15 protein-coding genes and 1 tRNA gene are annotated in these 18,192 nt (G+C 48.1%); all 16 read right to left on the reverse strand.

The features are described from left to right. Positions 1-5 precede the first annotated feature (5 nt). Complete coding sequence (locus F5984_RS05395; protein WP_152123266.1) at positions 6-716, reverse strand: SCO family protein; 711 nt, start codon at positions 714-716, stop codon at positions 6-8. Position 717: 1 nt separating this feature from the next. Then, complete coding sequence (locus F5984_RS05400) at positions 718-1,044, reverse strand: cytochrome C oxidase subunit IV family protein (RefSeq protein ID WP_152123267.1); 327 nt, start codon at positions 1,042-1,044, stop codon at positions 718-720. Positions 1,045-1,061: 17 nt separating this feature from the next. Continuing rightward, positions 1,062-1,841, reverse strand: a complete 780-nt coding sequence (locus tag F5984_RS05405; protein WP_152123268.1) for a cytochrome c oxidase subunit 3 — start codon at positions 1,839-1,841, stop codon at positions 1,062-1,064. Positions 1,842-1,876: 35 nt separating this feature from the next. Then, complete coding sequence (locus F5984_RS05410) at positions 1,877-2,470, reverse strand: cytochrome c oxidase subunit 3 (RefSeq protein ID WP_019989565.1); 594 nt, start codon at positions 2,468-2,470, stop codon at positions 1,877-1,879. A 1-nt stretch (position 2,471) separates the two neighbouring features. Beyond that, positions 2,472-3,371: a heme o synthase gene (gene cyoE / locus F5984_RS05415; protein WP_152123269.1), complete on the reverse strand. Its 900-nt coding sequence runs from the start codon at positions 3,369-3,371 to the stop codon at positions 2,472-2,474. Next, positions 3,368-4,393: a COX15/CtaA family protein gene (locus tag F5984_RS05420; protein WP_152123270.1), complete on the reverse strand. Its 1,026-nt coding sequence runs from the start codon at positions 4,391-4,393 to the stop codon at positions 3,368-3,370. The genes cyoE and F5984_RS05420 overlap by 4 nt, the downstream gene beginning before the upstream one ends. Further along, complete coding sequence (locus F5984_RS05425; RefSeq protein WP_152123271.1) at positions 4,368-6,251, reverse strand: cytochrome c oxidase subunit I; 1,884 nt, start codon at positions 6,249-6,251, stop codon at positions 4,368-4,370. The genes F5984_RS05420 and F5984_RS05425 overlap by 26 nt, the downstream gene beginning before the upstream one ends. Positions 6,252-6,276: 25 nt before the next feature. Further along, the gene (locus F5984_RS05430; protein WP_152123272.1) at positions 6,277-7,392 is read right to left on the reverse strand and encodes a cytochrome c oxidase subunit II; all 1,116 of its coding nucleotides are present in this window, start codon (positions 7,390-7,392) and stop codon (positions 6,277-6,279) included. A gap of 15 nt (positions 7,393-7,407) precedes the next feature. Continuing rightward, complete coding sequence (locus F5984_RS05435; RefSeq protein ID WP_152123273.1) at positions 7,408-8,712, reverse strand: quinol:cytochrome C oxidoreductase; 1,305 nt, start codon at positions 8,710-8,712, stop codon at positions 7,408-7,410. 108 nt (positions 8,713-8,820) lie between these two features. Next, the gene (locus F5984_RS05440; RefSeq protein WP_152123274.1) at positions 8,821-9,426 is read right to left on the reverse strand and encodes a c-type cytochrome; all 606 of its coding nucleotides are present in this window, start codon (positions 9,424-9,426) and stop codon (positions 8,821-8,823) included. A 14-nt stretch (positions 9,427-9,440) separates the two neighbouring features. After that, positions 9,441-9,977, reverse strand: a complete 537-nt coding sequence (locus F5984_RS05445; RefSeq protein ID WP_019989558.1) for a DUF3341 domain-containing protein — start codon at positions 9,975-9,977, stop codon at positions 9,441-9,443. Between the two features lie 21 nt (positions 9,978-9,998). Next, positions 9,999-11,426 carry an NrfD/PsrC family molybdoenzyme membrane anchor subunit gene (gene nrfD / locus F5984_RS05450; protein ID WP_019989557.1) on the reverse strand — a complete coding sequence of 476 codons (1,428 nt, stop codon included), beginning with the start codon at positions 11,424-11,426 and terminating at the stop codon, positions 9,999-10,001. A gap of 38 nt (positions 11,427-11,464) precedes the next feature. Then, positions 11,465-14,551: a TAT-variant-translocated molybdopterin oxidoreductase gene (locus tag F5984_RS05455; protein WP_152123275.1), complete on the reverse strand. Its 3,087-nt coding sequence runs from the start codon at positions 14,549-14,551 to the stop codon at positions 11,465-11,467. Positions 14,552-14,573: 22 nt separating this feature from the next. After that, the gene (locus F5984_RS05460) at positions 14,574-15,914 is read right to left on the reverse strand and encodes a c-type cytochrome (RefSeq protein ID WP_152123276.1); all 1,341 of its coding nucleotides are present in this window, start codon (positions 15,912-15,914) and stop codon (positions 14,574-14,576) included. A 217-nt stretch (positions 15,915-16,131) separates the two neighbouring features. Continuing rightward, positions 16,132-16,202: transfer RNA gene (locus F5984_RS05465), tRNA-Cys, on the reverse strand. Positions 16,203-16,379: 177 nt separating this feature from the next. After that, positions 16,380-18,161, reverse strand: a complete 1,782-nt coding sequence (gene rpsA / locus F5984_RS05470; RefSeq protein ID WP_152123277.1) for a 30S ribosomal protein S1 — start codon at positions 18,159-18,161, stop codon at positions 16,380-16,382. Positions 18,162-18,192: the final 31 nt, after the last annotated feature.

Below are 18,192 nucleotides of genomic sequence, written 5' to 3' on the forward strand. Positions count from 1 at the left end.
GGTAGTTATTGTTTACTGTAGATATCCAGTAACACACGGATTTCGAGAATAAGCCGATCAACATCCTTCTTATCCGTTCCATCGTAGAACCCCCGGATGTTACCTGCTTTATCTACTAAAACTAACTTTTCACTATGGATAAAAGTTTCGTCGGGGCTGCCGTAGCTAACCCCATGATCAACAACAGGAAGGAAGTAGCCGTGCTGAGCCAGATTATAAATCTGAGCCTTGTCACCCGTCAAAAAAAACCACTTTCCTGGAATAGCATCATATCGCTTGGCATACGCTTTCAACTGCTCAGGCTTATCGTGTTCAGGGTCTACTGAAAACGATACGAAGGTAACTTCACCCTTTTCCCGAAAGACATCCTGAACCCGGGTTAACTCGCTCGAAATTCTAGGACAAACAGTACCACAGCGTGTAAAAAAGAACGATGCTACATGAATCTTTCCTTTAACAACCGAGCTATCTGTGATACTGCCATCCTGGTTCACAAGTCGGAATCCTGGAACAACTCTGAACACAGTATCCTCTACCTCCTGGCCAAAATCATTAACCTGCTTCTGAATTAGAGGTTCGCCCGTTGTGGAGTCAATCACCGGAATGTAGCGCCGTAAACCGTAGTGGTTTTGGCCGAATCCTTTGAGCAGTATATATGCCAAGGCCGGGACCAGCAGAACAATCAGCAGGATCCCGGCCTTTCTATTTCGTTTCATGTTATCGAAGCTGGAAAATAGAATCCCCTTCCATCAACAAAGCAATCAACAGCCAAACAACAAACATACAAGGCAGCAAGATGGCCCAAATAAGGCTCTTCACCTCATGTTTTAGGTGCATAAACTCGCCTACAATGTAAAATGCTTTAACGACTGTCAGCCCGACAAAGATAGCCGTCTTCAACGTGCCGGCACCAATCGCGAACGCAATAATAAACTCAAGTGTGGTTACAGCTGCCAGAATGTAGAAAACCTTCCAAATCGTTTTGGTTTGTGCCGGTTCTACTTCTGTACCGCTATGATCTGCATGGTAGTTATGATCGGACATTGTAGTAAAATCTTAAATTATACGAGGTAGAAGAAGGTGAATACAAAGACCCACACCAGATCAACAAAGTGCCAGTAAAGGCCTACTTTCTCAACCATTTCATAATGGCCACGACGTTGATACAGACCTGTTGCTGCCCGATAGAAAATCAGAATGTTCAGAATAACACCACTGAATACGTGTGTACCGTGGAAACCTGTAATAAAGAAAAACAGATCAGCAAAGGCAGCAGGACCGTACTGATTCTCGGTCAAGTTGGCACCGAAAACAGTGCGGGTAACCCACTCGCCACCGACCAACTCTTTAATCTGCATTCCCTGCTCAGTACCGTGAATAAAGTGTGACCACTCCCATGCCTGGCAGCCGAGGAAGGCAAAGCCACCCAAGATGGTCCAGAGCATGTACTTCTCCACATCAGCGCGATCCATGCGGTGACCAGCTTCAACAGCAAGTACCATTGTCACACTACTAAAAATCAAAACAAAAGTCATCAAACCAACGAATACCAGCGGTGCATCTATACCGTGCAGAAACGGCACAGCGTTGTACACTTTCTCTGGGATTGGCCAGTAGAGATTTGAGAATTGGAAAGCTCCGTGAATAGCCGGGTCGTAGGCTGGGAAGCTGAATCGGATCAAGCCGTACGTTACGAGAAGAGCCGAAAACGTGAAGGTATCCGAGATGAGGAAAAACCACATCATCAGCTTACCATAGCTCGCGTTCATTGGTTCGACACCACCCATCCAGGTTTTCTTGTCGAATGTCGTCGTTGACCCCGTTGTCACAGTCGTCGCCATGCGTGAGATAAAGTTTGGCGCTGAAACGCCACAGATTAATGGAAATAGATTAAAAACGCGAACAAATATAACCAGAGAACATCCAAGAAGTGCCAGTATGTAGCAGCAATCTCAATCTGGTCCAAACTTTTGGCATGAATGTGTAAGCGAAAAGCAGCTCTCAGCGCAAACAGCAGGACAATCAGTCCCGATATTATGTGAAATGCGTGCAAACCTGTAAACACATACATAAACGAGCCCGCTGGATTCCCCACAAAGAACACCTTCTGGTCAACCAACTGCACCCATCCCTGGAACTGCATGTATAGGAAAGCAATTCCGGCCACAAAAGTAATGCTTATCGCCAAACGCATTAGACTGAACTGGTCTTTTTTTGCAGCCCAGTACGCAAGATGCATGGTGATACTACTAAAAATCAGTACTGCAGTGCTGTACGAAAACACAGCCGGTATGGTGTATTCAAGCCAGTTGCCTTCTGCCCGACGTACCAGATAGGCACTCGTCATGGCTGCGAACAGCATTATAATACTTACGATGAAAAGCCACATGATGAACTTTTTAGGGTTCATCGAAAGCGTCTCTTCAGGCTCTTCGATTGTATAGTCGATACTTTCCAACTCCTCTTTCATGTCACACTTTGTCTAAGACATAAGCAATTTGAACTACTGGCAAATACAGAAAAGAACCAAACATCAGCTGTAGCGCACTCCGGTCAGTCCCTAATTTAACCAGGCGGAAGTTTAGGTAGAGAAAAGCTAAACCAGCCACTATGCTCACCCAGGCTGAAACTACTCCTGTGAAGCCCAATAGCGTTGGCAAAACACTCGTAGGTAATAAGACCAGCGTAAATACAAGTACAATAAGTGCTGTATTGTACGATTTGGCGTTTGCCAATGGCAACAATCGAAACCCAGCTTTGCGATAATCATCATCCAACACCCACGCAATAGCCCAAAAATGTGGAAACTGCCAGATGAACTGAACACCGAATAGTACGATTGCTTCCAGATCAATTGTTCCTTTCGCAGCTACACAACCAATAAGTGGTGGAAGCCCTCCGGGAATAGCCCCAACAAACACAGCAATTGGACCAACTCGCTTGAGCGGGGTGTAGGCGAAGCTGTACAAAAGGTACGAAACGAATGATATCGCAGCTGTCAGCGGATTAAACCACAGTGCTTGAGTTAATAGACCAACAAACAGCAATACACCAACGAAATACAACGCGCTTCGCTTACTTAACCGACCAGAAGGTAAGGGACGAGTGCCTGTCCGATTCATCAGTCGATCTAGCTCAATTTCCAGTATCTGATTTGTTGCGTTGGCAGCACCTGTAATCATCAGACCACTGATGCTAAACAACAGAATCATGCCTGCGTTATAGCTTTCTTTGGTAGCCAGCATGTATCCAAGCGCGCCCGACAGACCGACAATCACGGCCAAACGGAGTTTGAGTAACTCCACATAGGCTTTGATCTTGGTTCGCCAACGTACCCTCGTCGAATCTTTTCTTTCCTCTACCGTCATCATGCTGTATGCACTTCTTTCCCTTCCGATGGTACTCTTTGCTCTGAAAACACAACTTCTTTATTCAACAACAAAATGAGGATGAATTGTATTCCCAAAGCTATGATCGCTATGGTTAAATGAATAGGCTGAGCGAAAGCGGGCATTCCAAAGTGAGATAGCGTAATACCAGTCGCAATTTGTGCCAAAGTCAAGCCCATTACCCATTTGCCCATAGCAGACAACACACCTCCCTCTTGCTCTCTGTAGAACCGCCAATACCAGAGTAACTGCGTCAAAACCACAATCCACGAAAATGATCTGTGAATAATGAACTTGATACCGAAGTAGTTAACCCATTGATCGCGGTTGGCATTACCCAAACGCTCGGCAACGTAATCAACTTCTTCACGAACTTGTGTCCCCAACAGAATCTGTATAAGCAACACAAGCGAACTCAGGATAAGAAAACGGTTTACAAAGGCTCTGCTGCGAATCGTATCCTTTGGAATAACCCCCGAATAGGATCGAGCCGTAACATAAAGCAGTACCCCTACAATCACTATAGCTACCAGCATGTGTAGGGTAATCATCCAGGGTGCTAACAGGCTCGACACTACTTTTGAGCCCAGCCATCCCTGAAAGCCGACCAAAATGAATGCCGCGAAGCTAAGCACCGTAATGGTCCGATCTGTTTTAAAAAAGCGTAGGGAGGAAAGAAAGGTCAGGAAAATAAAGAACCCGGTCAGTACGCCTAAGAGTCGATTTACGTACTCAATCCACGTCTTGACCGGGTTAAAGACTGTATCGGCGTAACCCCGATGACTGTAGATTTCCTGATAGTTTGACGGAAGTTGAGACACATCCGTCGGAGGGACCCATTGCCCGAAGCATTTAGGCCAATCAGGACAGCCCATCCCGGAGCCGGTTCCCCTGACAATACCACCCGCCAAGATAACCAGGTAGATGGTAGCAACTGTCAGAAGAGCCAGTCTCCGGAATTGCCGTTCATTTTTTAACTTAATGGGGTTGCTTAAACTGATCATTTAAGTTCTGAGCCTCGATTTCCTTCTCCAAACCAATCAACTCATTCTCATGCGGAAGGTTTGACTCGGGAGTTTGTGAATAAGGCACGTTTTGCGGGATAAAGTCATCCTTCGCACCAGGCTTGCTGTAGTCGTATGGCCAACGGTATACAGCAGGAATTTCTCCTGGCCAGTTACCATGACCCGGCTCGATCGGCGCAGTCCACTCCAGCGTGTTTGATTTCCATGGGTTCTGAGTAGCTTTCTTACCCCAGAACATGCTATACACAAAGTTGTACAGGAACAGGAATTGTGAACCGAACGCAAAGATGGCAGCAATACTGATGAACGAGTTCATGTCAGCAAAGATGTTCTTCGTGTAGTCATAGCTTGTGAACGCGTAGTAACGACGCGGGAAGCCAGCAATACCTGTGTAGTGCATTGGGAAGAACACACAGTAGATACCAATGAAGGTCATCCAGAAGTGAACATACCCCAGCTTATCGTTCATCATCCGACCGAACATCTTTGGGAACCAGTGGTAAACACCAGCCAAAAGACCGAAGGCAGACGATGCTCCCATCACAAGGTGGAAGTGAGCAACTACGAAGTACGTATCGTGCAACTGAATATCCAGAGCTGAGTTACCCAGAATCAAACCGGTAACACCACCCGAGATAAAGAATGATACCAGACCAATCGAGAACAACATCGCAGGCGTAAACCGGATGTTACCACGCCAGAGCGTTGTAATGTAGTTGAACGCCTTTACAGCTGAGGGTACAGCAATAATGAGCGTCAAGAACATAAAGATTGAGCCAAGGAACGGGTTCATACCTGTTACAAACATATGGTGTGCCCATACGATAAATGCCAGGAATGCGATACCCATCATTGACGCAATCATGGCACGATAGCCGAAGATTGGCTTACGAGCATTGGTCGCGATAATTTCTGATGTGATGCCCAAGGCAGGCAACATCACAATGTAAACTTCAGGGTGACCCAGGAACCAAAACAAGTGCTGGAACAGAATTGGGCTACCACCTACGTTTGGCAGTGCCTCACCATTGATATAAATCTCCGAGAGGTAGAAGCTCGTACCAAATGACCGGTCGAAAATCAACAACAGAGCAGCCGAAAGAAGTACCGGGAATGAAATCAGACCAAGTACAGCCGTCAGGAAGAATGCCCAGATTGTCAGCGGCAACTTGCTGAACGACATACCCCGCGTACGCAGGTTGATAACCGTTGTGATGTAGTTAATACCACCCAGCAGCTGCGACACAATAAACAAGGCCATGCTGCTCAACCAAAGTGTCATACCCAGTTCTGAACCGATATGCGCTTGTGGCAAAGCACTAAGGGGCGGATAAATAACCCAACCACCTGCAGCTGGTCCTGTCTCAATAAAGAGCGACACAAACATGAGCAAACCGGCCAAGAAGAAAAACCAGTATGACAACATGTTCAAGAAGCCCGATGCCATGTCACGCGCTCCAACCTGAAGTGGAATCAGGAAGTTAGAGAACGTGCCGCTCAAACCAGCTGTCAATACAAAGAACACCATGATGGTTCCGTGCATTGTTACAAGGGCCAGGTAAAAGTTCGGATCGAGCTTGTTTGATTCGTTAATCCAGGTTCCGAGAATCGGCTTAAGGAAGCTAAGATTCATGTCGGGAAACCCTAACTGAAGACGGAAGATAACTGACATACTAATGCCAATGATCGCCCAAACGATACCCGTAATAAGGTATTGCTTCGCAATAGTCTTGTGATCTTCAGAAAAGACGTAAGTGCGTATAAAACTCTGCGGCTCGTGGTGCTCGTGCTCAGCAATGTGAGCCGTTGTCGCGAGGTTGGTTTCTACAGTCGCCATCTTTTATGTTCGTAATTGTCGTTTTTTAACGTAATGAAACACTGGCTGATACACCACCCTGTTCGGTTGAAGCTGTAGTACTATCCGACGGTGCTGCAGCATCAGCGGGCAAATACTTAGCAGCCTTAGCTTTGAGGTTGGCTGGAATACGCGACGCATACTCTGGGAACGAAGTCAAAAGTGGCTTTTGTTCAGCACACCACTTCTTCCATGACTCCTCGTCTTCTACAATCAGACGGATACGCATTGAGAAGTGACCACGTCCACAAATTTCAGTACAGGCAATCTCGTACGTGAAGTCTTGATTATTCAACTCATTCTTCATCTGCTCCGTAGTCTTATCAGCTACAAACCAGAAACGAGTTGGCATACCTGGCACGGCGTCCATCTTCACGCGCAAGTGAGGGATGAACACACTATGCAATACATCACGAGCACGGATTTTCAACGCGATCGGCTTACCCACCGGAATGTGCAACTCCGTTGTCGATGTAAAGTCGTCAAAAGCTTTCTCATCCGAAAAGTCGATACCCGTATCATTGTTGTTGTCGATAAGCTTGTAGTTGAAGTTTCCAAGCTTATTATCGTCAACACCCGGGTAGCGTACAATCCAGTTAAATTGCTTTCCAACAATCTCAACCTCTTGGGCATTGGCAGGTGCCTCCGACATAATGTCGCGCCATGCACGCCAGCCGGTAAATACCATGATTGCCATAACGATCGCCGGAATCACCGTCCAGATCAACTCCAACTTGTGGTTCTCAGGATAATAAGCGGCTTTATAGCCCTTCTTAGCCTGATACATGTACGAGAAGATAAAGAGAACAGCGTTGGTAATCAGGAATGCCGCCGTAACAATAGCCATGCAGATCCAGAACAAAGAGTCTGTACGACGACCATGTGGGGATGCTGCTTCAGGCAAAAAGTACTGCGTAGAATGTAAGAACGACCAGGTTGCAGCGATAGTACCCAAAACCAGGAACACCAGAAACATGGCTCCGTTGATCTTGTTACTATAGCCTGTGTAAGAATTCTCTTCTTCTGGGCCATTTACGCCACGCACGACGGCTGCCATACGAGACACCACCAATGCTGCAAGGGCCAGAAAGATTACAGCTAATAAGCCAACTATGTAGACCATACTAGTACGGGGATGTTAAATGTCGTGATGAATTGCTTCTTCAATCATCGGGTGATTCTTCGGATACAAGTTCGCTTTGGCAAGCTGCGTCGATACAGACCACATGAAGCCACAAGCGAAAATCAGAATCATACCAAACTCAATAGGGCCAAAACCACCATGCTCGCCGACAGTACCAGGCATAATGTTGGTGTAGAAATCAAAGTAGTGACCAACAATAATACCCCAGCACGCAATCTTCATAAAGATGTTCGTCCGCTTTGCATCTCTTGTCATTAAAACCAAGAATGGAAAGACAAAGTTTAAGAACAAGTTGATAAAGAACGGAGCCTGATAGATACCACCGTAACCGCTGAAACGCTCCCGATAATAGATGGTTTCTTCCGGCAAGTTGGCATAGTAAATCAGCATGAACTGAGCAAACCAAACGTACGTCCAGAAGATACTGAACGCGAACATGAACTTACCTAAGTCGTGCAGGTGATTCTCATTCACTGCCTGCAGGTACCCACGCTCTTTAAGCGTAATAACTGTCAACGTGATTACCGCCAGGCCAGTCACGTGCCAGCTTGCGAGGGTGTACCAACCAAACATGGTTGAGAACCAGTGCGTGTCGATCGACATCACAAAGTCCCAGGCAGAAGTAGATGAGGTTACCGCAAACACTACCAGAAATGCAGTGGCGAACTTGATACTTTTCTCATAATACTCTGTGCCTCCATTCAGGTCTTCCTGAAGTGAGAAATTACGGAGTATACGCCACAAACCGTACCAGGCAACGAAGTATACTACAATCCGAATCACATAGAATGGCGTATTCAAAAAGCCACTCTTGCCAGCGATGATTGGATCATAATGTTCGCTGTTAGGATCGTAGAGATCGTGGTGAGTCCAGTGGAACAAATCATGACCTGCAACAAAAAAGGTAACGAGCATTACAATACCTGTTACAGGCAAAAAAGCAGGCATGGCTTCAGGAATACGCTTGAAAACCGATGACCAGCCCGCCTGAGCCAAGTAATTGTAGGAGATAAAGAACATACCGATAACTGATACGCCAGTAAAATAAACTGCATTCAGCCAAAGGTTGGCCCACAAACGAGTGGTCCACTTAAACCCATGTTCTCCTTCATGACCAGCACTATGTCCCTGGCCTTGGACTACTTCGTGTGAGTGATCGCCAACACCCGATGCAAGCAGAAACGCTCCAATCGCGACGAGTACCACACCTGCGCCAATACCAATCATTAATCGGCGCTTCGACTCGCTCGTGAATTCGTACTCTTGCTCCAGCGATGGAATTGCGTGAACAGATGCCATTTTTAACCGTTTGAGAGTTTCAGGTTTCAGGTTTCAATCGTAGTGATAGAACATTCAGATTATCAAGACTCCGAAACCTGAAACACTATTGAAACTTGAAACAAAAATTTATCCTTGCTGTAGTTTATGAACGTACTGAACAATCTTCCAGCGTTCTTCAGGAGTCATCTGAGAGCCATGTGGCCACATACGACCTTTTCCGTGTGTAATCACGTGGAAAATATGACCGTCGTTCATGGTCTTGTAAGCATCCGCTGAATAACTCGGTACACCTTTGTATTGCTTACCAACCAGACCGTCACCTTTGCCGCCTTCACCATGACAATGCTGGCAATAGCGACCGTACAGCAACTTGCCTTCCTCCAAAGTTTTCTCTGTCTCTGGAATGGGGTTAGTCAGGGTACGTTCAGCAATGGCAATGCTATCCTTAGGAATGTTGTAGATCATCAGATCTGCCGATGCACTATCACCTTCACCGAAACGGGTATGGTAATTCGGACGAGCAACTGTTCCCTGAGCTGGCATTCGCATGTTCAAGCCCATCGGGTTAACCGTATTCGAGTCAATTTGCCTGTACGGCTCATACCCAACCGGGTAATACATATTAGGAGCGAATTCCGACCCAGTGTCGTTATGACCCTTCGAGCATGAAGTGCTAAGAATCGCAACGCCCAGGAAGGTAAGAGACGCTAGTGTTAACTTCTTCAGTATCATTGTCGATCTTACCATTAAAACTGCTTAACGTTTACTTCGGCCGCTCCGGCGTCTTTCAGAATTTGCTCGATCCGTCCCTCCACAAGCTGATTTTTGCTCAGGTCGATGGCCATAGCAAACTTGTTATCCGTAGTCCGAAGATCGAACATAAGCGGCTTAACGCTGGGTCCGAGGCCATTCGATACGAGAAACGTACCCACCATACCCAGTGCACAGAAAAGTACCGTTAACTCGAAGATAACCGGTATATAAACTGGGAAGGAATAAGAATCCTTACCCCCTACGACCATAGGCCAGTCGAACTTCTCCGTGTATGCCGTCAGCGAAAGTGCTGTGAGCGTACCCGTCAAACCGAACAGGAAAGCCGCGATACCCAGGCGTGTGCGGGGATGTCCCAACGCCACATCAAGGCCGTGAATTGGAAATGGGGAATAAACTTCGTGAATACGAACCCCTGCTTGTTTTACTTCTTTGACAGCTTTCAGTACTACATCATCGTCGTCGAAGATGCCTACCAGAAACTTGCCGCCATTGCCGTGTATATCTGCCATTGTTTCGTGAGTCTCTGAGTTTTATTCTACGTCTTTGTTAAACGTAGGGTTAGCAACACGCTCGCCTTTAGCCACACCTGATACAGATTTAGGCAGTTTCTCTGATGAAGACTTGATAATCGTCTTTACCTCGGCCATGTTCACAACCGGCAGGAACTTAGAGAACAACAGGAACAACGTGAAGAACAAACCAAACGAGAAGATGTAATCGCTGATGTCGAACAGGGTTGGGTGGAACATGGCCCAGCTCGATGGCAGGTAGTCGCGGTGCAGAGAGGTCACGATAATCACGAAACGCTCAAACCACATACCAATATTCACAACAACTGACAACACGAACGTCCAGATCACCGAGCGACGAATGGTGCGCGACCAGAACAGCTGCGGAGAAATTACGTTACAGGTCATCATGGCCCAGTAAGCCCACCAGTAAGGTCCCGTTGCCCGGTTAATGAAGGCGTACGTTTCAAACTCAACGCCCGAATACCAGGCAATGAAGAACTCCGTCAAGTAAGCAATACCCACAATTGAACCTGTCAGGGTGATTACTTTATTCATGGATTCGATGTGCTCAACCGTGATGTAGTCTTCCAGGCGGAATACCACGCGGATGATCAACATCAGGTTCTGCACCATAGCGAATCCAGAGAAGATAGCACCGGCAACGAAGTAGGGTGGGAAAATAGTGGTGTGCCAACCCGGAATCACCGACGTTGCAAAGTCGAATGATACGATGGTGTGTACCGACAATACGAGAGGTGTTGACAGACCGGCCAGAATCAAGCTCATGTACTCATAACGAGCCCATGTCTTAGCTGAACCATTCCAACCCATTGACAGAGCGCCGTAGATGTAGCGAGATACTTTGCTACGAGCCCGGTCGCGGATGGTAGCCAGGTCGGGAATCAGACCCATATACCAGAACACCAACGATACCGTAAAGTACGTACTGATGGCAAACACGTCCCATACGAGAGGTGACTTGAAGTTTACCCACAACGAACCGAAGGTATTTGGCAGCGGCAATGCCCAGTAAGCCAGCCAGGGGCGGCCCATGTGCATTACGATAAAGCTTGCTGCACAGATAACGGCAAAAATCGTCATGGCTTCTGCTGCCCGGTTAACGGCAGTCCGCCACTTTTGGCGGAACAGCAGGAGAATGGCGGAAATCAGAGTACCGGCGTGACCGATACCTACCCACCACACGAAGTTGGTGATATCCCAGGCCCAACCGATAGTCTTGTTTAGGCCCCAAACGCCCAAACCTTCCCACCAAGTCCAGAATACACAAGCGGTTCCGTAGATCAATACTACAACCGAAATGGCAAAAGCAATCGTCCACTCTCGGGTGGGACGGCCTTCTACCTGTCTGCTCACGTCCTCCGTTACATCGGCATAGGTTTTCCCACCGGTAACAAGCGGAGTTCTTACGGACGAAGTGACATGCATGGTTTTATCTCAATTAATTACGTTGGCTCACTTAAAAACTACGCTTGCGACTCCTGAACAGACTTCTGTTTCGGCTCTTCGTCTTTGTTACGAATCTTGGTCAGATACGAGATCTGTGGCCGAACGTTGATTTCTTCCAGTACGTGGAAAGCCCGCGACTCCAGTTCTGAAGCCAGTACTTTCGAAATTGTGCTTTCAGGATTGTTCATATCCCCAAACACAATTGCATTCGTTGGACAGGCCTGCGCACAGGCTGTCTGTACTTCGTCGGGCAACAACCGACGACGCTCTTTCTTCGCGTTCAGCTTACCCTCCTGGATACGCTGCACACAGAATGAGCACTTCTCAATCACACCCCGTGAACGTACGGTTACGTCTGGGTTGATGACCATCTTACCGAGGTCATTGTTGAAGTGATAATCGAAGTTGTCGTTGTCGAAATATTTGAACCAGTTGAACCGGCGAACTTTATACGGACAGTTGTTGGCACAGTAGCGCGTACCGATACAACGGTTGTACGTCATCTGGTTCAGACCTTCAGTGCTGTGCGTAGTAGCCAATACCGGACATACCGTCTCGCAGGGGGCGTTTGAGCAATGCTGGCAAAGCATCGGCATAAAAGTCACTTCCGGATTAGCTGAGGCTACCTCCAGTGCTTTATAATCGCCTTCTTCACCGTCGCTGCTGTAATAGCGGTCAATACGCATCCAGTGCATTTCACGACGCATGATAACCTCATCGCGGCCTACAACCTGAATGTTATTCTCCGAATTACAACCTACTACGCAAGCACCACAACCGATACATGAGTTCAGGTCGATTACCATACCCCATGAGTGGTTTGGCTTACCATAACCATGCCATAAGGTAATATCGGTAGCATCTACAGGTCCTTCAGATGTCTCAACCTTTGGGATGTAGCGACCAGCGAGTTTGTCTTTCTTATAGGCTGCAAGCGTGGCCTCCTGCAACACCGCCCGGCGACCCATTACGGTCTCGTGCGTTTGCGTTTGTGCAATTTCACGCTTACCACTGGCTCCTTCTACTTTCGCATTGACGGCTACCATTGAGAGGTTACCGTTAACGATGGAAGCAAGCGGATACGCGTTTTTACCAACACCGGCAGCAGCGCGGCCGGCTTTTTCACGACCGTAACCAATAGCCACACCAACCGTATTGTCGGCCTGACCCGGCTGAACCAGAACAGGCACTTCAATAGCGGCTTTGCCGTCTACCGATATGCTAATCAGATCATCTTGCTCCCAACCTTTCTCAGAAGCTGTTTTCTGAGAAACCATGGCGTAGTTATCCCAGCAGGCCTTCGTTACCGGATCAGGCAGTTCCTGAAGCCACGGGTTGTTGGCCATAGCGCCTGTTCCAACACCAACTGACTCATAAAGAGCTAATTCAATGTTGCTGGTAGGCCGGTAGCGCTGTGCGATGGCTGAACCAGCAGGAGCAAGAGCAGCGGCATTGAACGAAGCGCCCGAAGCAGCGGCAGCACCTTTGTTTGGCTCGAATACACCATCATTCAATGTCTGAATCCAGAAAGCATCGAATGAAGCGAAACCGCTTGCTTGTGGGTAATAGTTAGCCCGCCAGAAATTCTTCAAATAGGCCTGGAAGTCGTTTGGACGACCTGCCCACGTCAGTAAGCTCGACTGGAACTGCCGAGTTTTGAAGATGTGCGTAATGGCAGGTTGAGAGATGCTAAAGAAACCACGCTTAGGCTCTGCGTCGCCCCAGCACTCCAGATAATGAGGTGCGGGGGTGATATACTTACACAGCGATGCAGTTTCTTCGGCCCGATCAGCAAACGATACTGACAGAGCAATCTTTGGCAGAGCCTCGGCCAGTTCGGCACCCCGTGGGTGATCATAAACCGGGTTAGCACCAAAGAACAGAACTGCCTGAGCAGCACCTGATTTAGCCTCATTAATAAAGGCATTCATCTGCTGATCGTTACCCTGACGGTAATTGAGCGGAGTACCCAGATCAATGGTTGTGCCGTAGCTGCCCAGAAGACTGTTCAGAGCATTTACAACTACCTGAACGTTCGGGTCATTTGAACCACAAACAACGAGTGAACGACCGCGCGATGCTGCCAGATCAGCAGCAGCCTTATCAAGATATTGAACTTCAACCGCTGATACGCCACCGATCGAAGAACCACCCAGCTTAGCAGCTACTTTGTTGTAAAGTGCAGCTACAACCAAGCCTTCCTGCGATGGCTTGTAAGTACCCCGGTAGTCAGCGTTTGAACCTGTCATGCTCATTACCGTTTCGAACTGGTAATGACGCGACATGTCTTTCTTGTTAGCGCCTACTTTACGGGTTTCAGCATACGGACGAGCAAACTCCAAAGGAGCTACCCACGTACCGAGGAAATCAGCACCGATGCTTACGATCGTCTGAGCCTGATCAAAACGGTACGAAGGAATTACTGCCTGCCCGAAAGATGTCTGATTAGCCTGTACAATACCGAAAGATGAGTTGGCATCGTACATGATATGGCGAGCGGTTGGAAACTTCGCCACGAAATCAGCCACTACAGCTTTGGTAGACGGGCTAAGAATCGTACCCGTAACAATACGGATAGCGCCACCACGACCAGCAACTGTATTCAGCTGATTAATAATTTCACGGTCAGCCGTTGCCCAATCGATATCAGCTTCTCCCCGCTTTGGACCTTTCAGTTTGTCAACATCGTACAGTGACAGTACTGATGCCTGAACACGGGCAGTAGTACCCCCACGCGAGATGCTGGAAGCAGGGTTACCTTCAATCTTGATAGGCCGTCCTTCCCGGGTTTCAACCAACACTGCCGCGTAGTCACCACCTTCAGTGAAGGTAGACGCGTAATAGTCAGAGATCGATGGGAATGTAAATTCAGGCTTGTTAAGGTACGGTATTGCTTTCCGAACGGGTGCTTCGCAGGCCGCCAGTGAGACAGCGGCCATACCAAAGCCCATTGCTTTTAAGAAATCACGGCGTTGGGGGTTATCACCAAGCAGGTCTTCCTGAGTAGTCGCATTATTGAACTCAGTATTTGCATTTTTTACAAACTGAGGATCATTCCGCAACTCTTCAACACCTTTCCAATACCGTTTAGTCGTATTCTCCATGTGTAATTGAATGAAAATCGAGTTAGTAGTGGCACTTTGAACACTCAAGGCCACCGATATTGGCTACTTTAAGTGGCTCCTTTGTCTCTTTGGCATGCAGCGCAACGAGCTTATCGTAGTAAGCATTGTCTTTGGTGTTAACCTCCGTCTTGCGGTGGCAATCGATACACCAGCCCATTGTCAAAGATGACCGTTGCTCAACCACTTCCATCTTCTCAATTTCACCGTGGCAAGTCTGGCACTGAATGTTGCCAACGTTCACGTGCTGAGCGTGGTTAAAGTAAGCCAGATCAGGCAGGTTGTGAACCCGGATCCATTCGATAGGGCGATTTTCTTCGATAGCCGTGTAAATCTTCTGGATTTCAGGCGACTCCTTCTTAATCACACCATGGCAGTTCATACAGATGTTGGCCGCCGGAATAGTAGCCGACTTGCCTTTGTTCACACCGGTATGGCAGTAGTTACAGTCAATCTGATACTGACCAGCATGTAGCTTGTGCGAGTACTGAATTGGCTGCTTCGGTGCATACCCTTGCTGAATACCAACGCTGAAGGCACCATCAACTACCTCTTTGGCTACAACCAGAACAAACAGCCAAACCACAATAGAGCGGATTGTCGGATTGTTGATCGTGTTTGACAGGCCCTTGCGCAGACGCTCGCCTAGTGAAGCTGTAGCAACCCCACCTTCTCCTGTGGTACCAGTCGTCTGAACCGCTTTAGAGAGAATGGTTACGATCACCAGCAATACACCTAACACGAGCAGCATCACAACCAGGAGAGCTACCAGTACGAGCGTAAACAGGTTTGACGGCGAACCGCCACCGTTCTCGGCTGAGGCACCAGCACCACCCCGATCTTGTGCCTGTCCTTCGCCACCAACAGCAGCTGCTGCGGGGGCACCGGCTGAGTCAATATAATCGAGGATGCTCTTGATGTCGTCGTCCGTCAGGTTCGGAAAATTCGACATCTGGATCTTGTTGTATTTGTTGAATACCTGAACGCCGTACGCATCGCCAGCAGCGATTAATGACGACGAATTGCGAATCCACTTATACAACCAATCCTCACCGGGAGTCCGTTGCCGAACGCCTTTCAGGCCCGGTCCAACGACAACTTCATCTGTAACAGCGTGACATTGAGCGCAGTTATTATTAAACAGCCCCTTGCCTTTTTCGACGTCACCACCGCCACTTGCTGGGGCGGGTGTTGCTGCCGCCGGACCACCACCGGCTGCCGCTGCCGAGTCCTGTGCGTTCACTTGACCACCGTTCAATAACAATGTCAGTGATAGAGTTAACACCCCACAAAACCTCGACAAACGACTCGTTTTCAATGATTTATTTAGTGAATTGTTATACATATTGCTCACCAATTTTTATTGGCACACAAAAGTAATGCACGATTACTGTTTACCCAAACGTTCACTTTTGATATTTTAACCCCTGTTTCAATTTATACGGGGTCTAAGCTCAACGCTGGAATAACCGTATGTTCAATAATTTTTGTTTAGGAAAATCAAACAAATTGTACACATCAGCTGCAACAAAAAAGCCCCGCCTTGAGAGCGGGGCTTTATGAGGTTCCGAGCGGATTCGAACCGCTGTACGAGCTTTTGCAGAGCTCTGCCTAGCCACTCGGCCACGGAACCATTTTGGGTCTCAAATAAGCTTTTTGGCCTGTTTGGACTGCAAACATAGGAAAAAATCAGACACTACGAAACCCAACTTTTTAAATTTCCTTGTGTGCTAAAGATAACTCCCTTACTAAGAGACAAAAAAGGCCAACAAGAATATCTTGTTGGCCTTCTTATATCAACAGCTACAACTTAGTTGCGGCCTTCCATTTGCTCTTTCAACGCAGCTAGGGCGTCGAGGTCACCGAGGGTAGCACCCCGCTCTGGCTGTGAAGACGATGATGAAGCTGGCTTCGAAGCCTTAGGCTTGCTTTCCCGCTTCGGCTCATCTTTCTCCTGCCAGGTGCGCGTGTGCGACAGCATGATCCGCTTCTCGTCTTTCGAGAACTCCGTAACTTTGAAGTCGAGCGACTCGCCTACTTCAGCTACAGTACCATCTTCTTTCGCCAGGTTACGCAGGGTCGAGAACCCTTCGATACCGTACGGCAGTTCCATGGTAGCGAGTTTGTCGTTTTTGCTCAGAACCGTGCAACGGTGTACCGAACCTACTGAGAACAGATCTTCGAACGTATCCCATGGGTTCTCTTCCAGTTGCTTGTGGCCCAGTGCCAGACGACGGTTTTCGATGTCCAGTTCCAGTACAACTACTTCCAGGTCTTCACCTACCTTGATGAAATCAGAGGGGTGCTTCACTTTCTTAGTCCACGACAGATCGGATACGTGTACCAGACCATCGATACCTTCTTCGAGTTCGAGGAAGAGACCGAAGTTAGTCAGGTTACGCACGATACCCTTATGACGGCTACCTACAGCGTACTTCTCGCGGATATCCGGACGAGTCCAGGGATCTTCGGTCAGTTGCTTGATGCCAAGTGACATCTTGCGCTCCTGACGGTCCAGGGTCAGGACAACAGCTTCTACTTCGTCACCCACTTTCAGGAACTCCTGTGGGTTACGCAGGTGCTGCGACCATGACATTTCTGATACGTGGATCAGCCCTTCTACGCCCGGCATAATTTCGAGGAACGCACCGTAGTCGGCTACATTCACAATTTTGCCTTTCACGCGTGAGCCAACCTGAATTTCGGCGGCCAAAGCATCCCAGGGGTGAGCCTGAAGCTGCTTCATACCAAGCGAAATCCGCTTCTTGTCTTCGTCGAAGTCGAGTACCACCACGTTGACACGCTGGTCGAGGTGCAGCACCTCTGACGGATGGTTGATACGGCCCCACGAGATATCCGTGATGTGCAACAGACCGTCGACACCGCCGAGGTCGATAAACACACCGAAGTTGGTCATGTTCTTGATCACACCTTCCAGTACCTGACCTTTCTCAAGGTTGTTCAGGATTTGGGCGCGCTGTGCTTCGAGGTCTTTCTCGATCAGTACTTTGTGCGATACAACCACGTTGTCGTTCGCATAGTTGATCTTAACAACTTTAACCTCCATTTTCTTGCCAACGAATACGTCGAAGTCACGGATCGGCTTCACGTCGATCTGCGAACCTGGCAAGAACGCTTCAATGCTGTAAATATCAACGATCAGACCACCCTTAGTCCGGCGCTTCACGAAGCCATCGATAACGAGGTCTTCGTCCAGAGCCCGCTGGATTTTCTGCCATGCCGTAATGACTTTCGCCTTCTTGCGCGACAGAACCAGCTGACCATTGGGGTCTTCCTGATTCTCAACGTACACTTCTATTTCATCACCCATCTTCAGATCTGGCATATCCCGGAATTCTGAAGCAGGTACCAACCCATCCGACTTAAATCCGATGTTCAGGATAATCTCGCGGTCGGTAATACCAACCACGGTACCCGTCACAACCTCTTTCTCGTTCACCTGCGACAGTGTGTTGCCGTAGAGTTCTTCCATCCGGCTGCGTTCTTCAGCCGTGTACCCGCTACCGAATCCTCTGTTGTCTGCAAGATCCCAATCAAATGCAGGCAGTTCGCGTTGCTGCGTTTTGCTCATAAAAATTTAGTTGCTTGACCCGCTCAATACA

This window comes from Rudanella paleaurantiibacter, assembly GCF_009184635.1.
Lineage (GTDB): Bacteria > Bacteroidota > Bacteroidia > Cytophagales > Spirosomataceae > Rudanella > Rudanella paleaurantiibacter.